Annotated in this window: 6 protein-coding genes and 1 pseudogene; 5 read left to right on the top strand and 2 right to left on the bottom strand. The window is 72.1% G+C overall.

Annotation, left to right across the window (positions count from 1 at the left end; genetic code table 11):
• A pseudogene (locus QZ433_RS03050) lies at positions 1 to 538 on the bottom strand (hypothetical protein); the annotation flags it as partial.
• Positions 539 to 706: 168 nt separating this feature from the next.
• Here QZ433_RS03050 and QZ433_RS03045 point away from each other — a divergent pair.
• From QZ433_RS03045 to dhaM, 4 genes are all read left to right on the top strand, one after another.
• The gene (locus tag QZ433_RS03045) at positions 707 to 1,408 is read left to right on the top strand and encodes a lysophospholipid acyltransferase family protein (protein WP_295779955.1); all 702 of its coding nucleotides are present in this window, start codon (positions 707 to 709) and stop codon (positions 1,406 to 1,408) included.
• A 95-nt stretch (positions 1,409 to 1,503) separates the two neighbouring features.
• Positions 1,504 to 2,499: a dihydroxyacetone kinase subunit DhaK gene (dhaK, locus tag QZ433_RS03040; RefSeq protein WP_295779954.1), complete on the top strand. Its 996-nt coding sequence runs from the start codon at positions 1,504 to 1,506 to the stop codon at positions 2,497 to 2,499.
• Positions 2,496 to 3,131, top strand: coding sequence for a dihydroxyacetone kinase subunit DhaL (gene dhaL, locus QZ433_RS03035; RefSeq protein WP_295779953.1), 636 nt, complete (start codon positions 2,496 to 2,498; stop codon positions 3,129 to 3,131). Before dhaK ends, dhaL begins: the two co-directional genes overlap by 4 nt.
• Positions 3,128 to 3,859, top strand: coding sequence for a dihydroxyacetone kinase phosphoryl donor subunit DhaM (gene dhaM, locus QZ433_RS03030; RefSeq protein WP_295779952.1), 732 nt, complete (start codon positions 3,128 to 3,130; stop codon positions 3,857 to 3,859). The genes dhaL and dhaM overlap by 4 nt, the downstream gene beginning before the upstream one ends.
• A gap of 24 nt (positions 3,860 to 3,883) precedes the next feature.
• On the opposite strand, the gene QZ433_RS03025 is transcribed toward dhaM, so the two are convergent.
• On the bottom strand, positions 3,884 to 4,849 hold the full coding sequence (locus tag QZ433_RS03025; RefSeq protein WP_116536493.1) for a sugar-binding domain-containing protein: 966 nt from the start codon (positions 4,847 to 4,849) through the stop codon (positions 3,884 to 3,886).
• Between the two features lie 112 nt (positions 4,850 to 4,961).
• On the opposite strand from QZ433_RS03025, the gene QZ433_RS03020 reads away from it, so the two are divergent.
• Positions 4,962 to 5,221: FAD-dependent oxidoreductase (locus QZ433_RS03020; protein WP_295779951.1), on the top strand; the 260-nt coding region annotated here is incomplete at its 3' end.

Here is a 5,221-nt window from a genome sequence, read left to right as displayed (position 1 = left end):
CGCCGTCGGCGCGCGTGGGCTGCTCCGAGATGGCGTCGGCGACGAGCACGAAGGCCGGCGAGCCCTCGCCGAGCGTTCCGGCGGGGAACGACGACACGGTGCGCGAACCGATCGTCGAGCACTCGAGTGCGGCGCCGAAGATCTGCTGCGAGGCGATGAGGGTGTCCATGCCGTCGGGGGCGGTGTCGAGCGACTGCAGCTGCACCTGACCGGAGGCGGCGTCGATGAGCGTGTAATTGGCCTTCAGCACGTCTCCGGCCTCGATCTGCTGGCCCGAGCCCTCGACGAGCGTTGTGCGCTGGAGCTCGGTCGGGTTGTACCCCGCGGGCAGGTTGACCGTCACCTTGGACGGGAAGTCGCCCGAGACCTCGAGCCCCTCGGGGGCCGGCGCCTCGGCGAGGGCGCTCTGGCATTGCCCGGCGTCGGCCGAGCCCGTGGCATCCGGAGTCTGCGCCTGGTCGGGTGAACCCGAGCAGCCCGCGAGCAGCAGCACCGCGGCGGCGGCGACGGACAGGGAAGCGATCGGGCGGAAGCGCACGGCAGACCTCTCGAAGGGGATCGGGACGCTCCCATCCTTGCGCATCACGCTTTGGCATGGCTGAGAGGACTGCCCGCCGCCATGCACGCGCGGGCATGCGGCGACGAGTAAGGTCGTCGGGTGAGTTCCGACCCCTCCGCCGAAACCCCCGCCGCAGAGCCGCAGCAGATGGGCGCCGCGTACGGGCTGGGGCGCTTCCTGATCGCTCCCCTCGCCCGCGCGGTGTACCGCCCCCGCGTCGAGGGTCGCGAGAACGTCCCCCGTACGGGACCCGTGATCTTCGCCAGCAACCACCTGTCGTTCATCGACTCGATCGCGATCCCGGTCGCCGCCCCGCGTCCCGTGCACTTCCTGGCGAAATCCGCCTACTTCGAGAAATGGGCGTCGCGACAGTTCTTCACCGCGATCGGTGCGATCCCCGTCGAGCGCGGCGCCGGCCAGAAAGCCCTCGACGCCCTCGACCAGCAGCGCGTGCTGCTCGAGGACGGGCGCGCGGTCGCCCTCTACCCCGAGGGCACCCGCTCGCTCGACGGGCGCCTGTACAAAGGCCGCACCGGGGTGGCGTTCCTCGCTCTGCAGACCGGCGCCCCCGTCGTCCCGGTGGGATTGATCGGCACCGACAAGGCGATGCCGGTGGGCGCGAGGTTCCCCAGCACGAAGGAGCGCATCACCGTGCGCTTCGGAACGCCGCTCGACCTCTCGCCGCACGGGCCCGCCTCCTCGGGGCGCGCTCGGCGCGGAGCCACCGACGAGATCATGGCCGCCATCCACGCCCTCAGCGGTCAGGATCTGGCCAACGCCTACAACGAGGCGCCCGCGCAGAACCCGATCGAGCGCATCAAGCAGGTCCTCCCGCACGAACGCCTCTGAGCACGGCACGCCGGTCGCCCTTGACGCGGGGCTCCCCGGGCGAGCATCGTCGTGGAGGACGGCCCGAACCGTCGACGCCACAACGAGGAGGCACCGTGAAGAAGTTCGTCAACGACCCGGCAGACGTGCTGGCCGAGGCCCTGCGCGGCATCGGCGCGGCGCACCCCGAGCTGCGGGTGGATGCCGAGAACCGGGTCATCCTGCGCGCTGAGCCGACCCGCGCGGGCAAGGTCGCCCTGGTGTCGGGCGGCGGGTCGGGACACGAGCCCCTGCACGGCGGCTTCGTCGGCCGGGGGATGCTCGACGCCGCGGCCGCGGGCGAGGTGTTCACCTCGCCGACCCCCGACCAGGTGCTGGCCGCCACGCAGGCGGTCGACTCCGGAGCCGGGGTGCTGCACATCGTGAAGAACTACACCGGCGACGTGCTCAACTTCGAGATGGCGGCTGAGCTCGCCGCCGCCGAAGGCGTCGAGGTCGAGTCGGTCGTGGTGGCCGACGACGTGGCCGTGCAGGACTCGACGTGGACCGCCGGTCGGCGCGGGACGGGCACGACCGTCGTCCTCGAGAAGGTCGTGGGCGCCCTCGCCGAAGAGGGCGCCGACCTGGCCGCGGTCGCCGCGCTCGCGCGCCGCGTCTCGGCGGCCGGACGCTCGATGGGCGTCGCGCTGACCAGCTGCACGGTCCCCGCCGCGGGCCGACCGACGTTCGAGCTCCCCGAGGACGAGATGGAGGTCGGGGTCGGCATCCACGGCGAGCCCGGACGCACGCGCGTGAAGCTGGCGTCGGCTCGCGAGATCGCGAAACTGCTGGTCGACCCGATCGTCCACGACTTCGGCGACGCCGTCGGACCGGCGATCGTGATGCTGTCGGGCCTGGGAGCAACGCCGCTGATCGAGCAGTACCTGCTGTACGGGGAGATCGCGCCGCTTCTGAGCGAAGCCGGGGTCGACGCGCAGCGCGTGCTCGTCGGCGACTACATCACGAGCCTGGACATGGCGGGCGTCTCGCTCACCGTCGTCAAGGCCGACGACGAGATGCTGCGCCTGTGGGACGCCCCCGTCGTGACGCCCGGCCTGCGGTGGGGCGCATGAGCGGCACCGTGTCGACAGATGATCTCGTCGCGTGGATCCGCGCATTCCGCGATGCCGTCGCCGCCCACAAGGACGAACTGACCCGCCTCGACTCCGAGATCGGTGACGCCGATCACGGCTCGAACATGGCGCGCGGCCTCGACGCGGTCGTCGCCAAACTCGACCCCGCCCCCGCGATCCCGGCCGAGCTGTTCAAGACCGTCGGGATGACGCTCGTGTCGACCGTCGGCGGGGCGAGCGGCCCCCTGTACGGCACCCTGTTCCTGCGCATGGGCCCGGCTCTCGCGTCGGCGGAGCAGACGGATGCCACCGCCCTGGGCGCGGCGCTGCGCGCCGGGGTCGACGGGGTCGTGGCCCGCGGCAAGGCCGAGGTGGGCGACAAAACGATGATCGACGCCCTCGTGCCCGCCCTCGACGCGTGGGACGCCGCCGCAGGCGGATCCCCGGCGAGCGCCGCCCGCGCCGCGGCCGAGGCCGCCGCCCGCGGACGGGACGCCACGATCCCGCTCGTCGCGCGCAAGGGACGGGCCAGCTACCTCGGCGAGCGCAGCGCCGGGCACCTCGACCCCGGTGCCGCCTCGGCGACCCTGCTGCTCGACGCACTGCGCGACACGCTGGCGGGCGCCGAATGATCGGCATCGTCGCGGTCTCGCACAGTCGCCCCCTGGCAGAGGCGGCCGTCGAGCTCGCGCTGCAGATGGGCGGGGAGGATCCGCCCCGCGTCGGCGTCGCCGCCGGCGGTCCCGATGGAGATCTGGGGACGGATGCCGTGGCCATCGCCGCGGCGATCGACGACGCCGACGGCGGCGACGGGGTTCTCGTGCTGATGGATCTGGGCTCCGCGCTCCTGAGCGCCGAGACGGCTCTCGAGTTCGTCGCATCCCCGGACCGCGTGACGCTCAGCTCCGCGCCGTTCGTCGAGGGTCTCGTGGCCGCGGTGGTGACCGCCGCGGGCGGCGCCGATCTCGCCGCGGTCGCAGCGGAGGTCCGGGGCGCCGCCGAGGCGAAACGCGTCCACCTCGGCGACGACGGCGGGTCTCCGGCATCCCCCGCCCCCGAGGAGTCCGCGGTGCGGGAGGATGACGAGACGTCCTTCGAGACGGTCGTGGTGAACCCCTCGGGCCTGCACGCGCGGCCCGCGGCCACCTTCGTCAAGGCGGCGTCGCGCTACGACGCCGACGTCCGCATCGCCGACCTCGACGCCGGTTCCGACGAGGTGTCGGCGCGCAGCCTGCTGGCGCTCATGGCGCTGGGAGTGCGCCAGGGGGCGCGGGTCCGAGTCCGCGCGAGCGGTCCGCAGGCGCGGCAGGCCCTGGACGAGCTGCGGGCGCTCATCGACGACGGGTTCGGCGAGCGCTGAGATCCGCCGCGCCCCGTCGACGGATCAGCGCGTGACGCTGAGCAGGCGCCGGGCGAGCGATTCCTCGACGACGAGCTCGGTGATGAGGTCGGCGGCGAGGGCGCCGCGCAGCCCGTCGAGCTTCGACAGGCTCGAGACCACGCAGAACCGTCGGGGGATGCGGCGGACGGTGTCGAGGTCCGGCCCGCTGGAGCGTTCGTTCAGTTCGGGCACGTCGCTGGACCCGTCGGCGCGGTAGAAGACCGTGGCGCAGTCGCCCACGATCCCCTCGCGCTCGATCACGGCGCGGTCGCGCTCGTCGAAGTAGTCGCCGCTGTACACGTGCGACGGCACGTCGGCGTGCGGAGACCCCAGGCCGAAGACGAACAGGCCCACGCGCTGCTGGATCTCGAGCACCGACCGCACGGAGCGCTCCCGCCACATCGCCTGTTTGGTCCGCGGGTCGTCGAACAGGGCCGGCACCGGGAACTGGTGCACCGACGACGACCACGCCGCGCCGAACTTCGACAGGATCTCCCCCGCGTACGGGATGCCGGAGGTCCGGACGTTCGCGGCACCGTTCATCTGCACGATGTGCGTGTCGTGGACGTCCTTGAGCGGAACGTGGCGAGCGACCGCCGAGAGCGTCGACCCCCACGCGACGCCGACGGTCATCGAGGATTCGACCCGCTCGGCGAGGATGCGCGCCGCCGTCAGCGCGGTGCGCTCCAGGCGCTCGGCCTCGGAGGTGCGGGTGGGGGTGGGGACGACATGGGCCGTGATGCCGAATCGGTCGGCGATACGCTGCGCCATCTGCCCGCGGGCGTCATCGGGCGGGCTGATCGAGATCGTGACGAGCCCCACGTCGCGGGCGTGCTGCAGCAGTCGCGACACCGACGAGCGCGATACGCGCATCTCGTGGGCGATGGCATCCATCGTGAGGTCCTGCATGTAGTACAGCTGCGCCGCGCGCAGGGCGTCTCGCGAACGCTCCTCCGCCGCCGTCGTCACGGTGAATCCTCTTGCATGGACACCATTGTGCACGTTTGTTCAAGGGGCTTGCAACAACGTGCAGACGGGTTCATCCTGATCGACGTACCAACAACGAAAGGTCGCAGTCGACATGTCGTCTCCCGCTTCTCCGCTCCGCGCCGACGTCCAGGCGCTCCGTGACGCCGAAGACCTCGACGTCCTCATCATCGGTGGAGGCATCAACGGCCTCGCCACCCTGCGCGACCTCGCCCTGCAGGGCGTGAGCGCCGCGCTCGTCGAGCGCGGGGACTTCGTCTCCGGCGCATCGTCGGCATCGAGCCACATGGTGCACGGCGGGATCCGTTACCTCGAGAACGGCGAGTTCCGCCTCGTGAAGGAAGCCGTGACCGA

The organism is uncultured Microbacterium sp. (assembly GCF_913776565.1).
GTDB lineage: Bacteria > Actinomycetota > Actinomycetes > Actinomycetales > Microbacteriaceae > Microbacterium.
The sequence above is the reverse complement of the archived record's forward strand: the minus strand, read 5'-3'. Positions and strand labels throughout refer to the sequence as shown.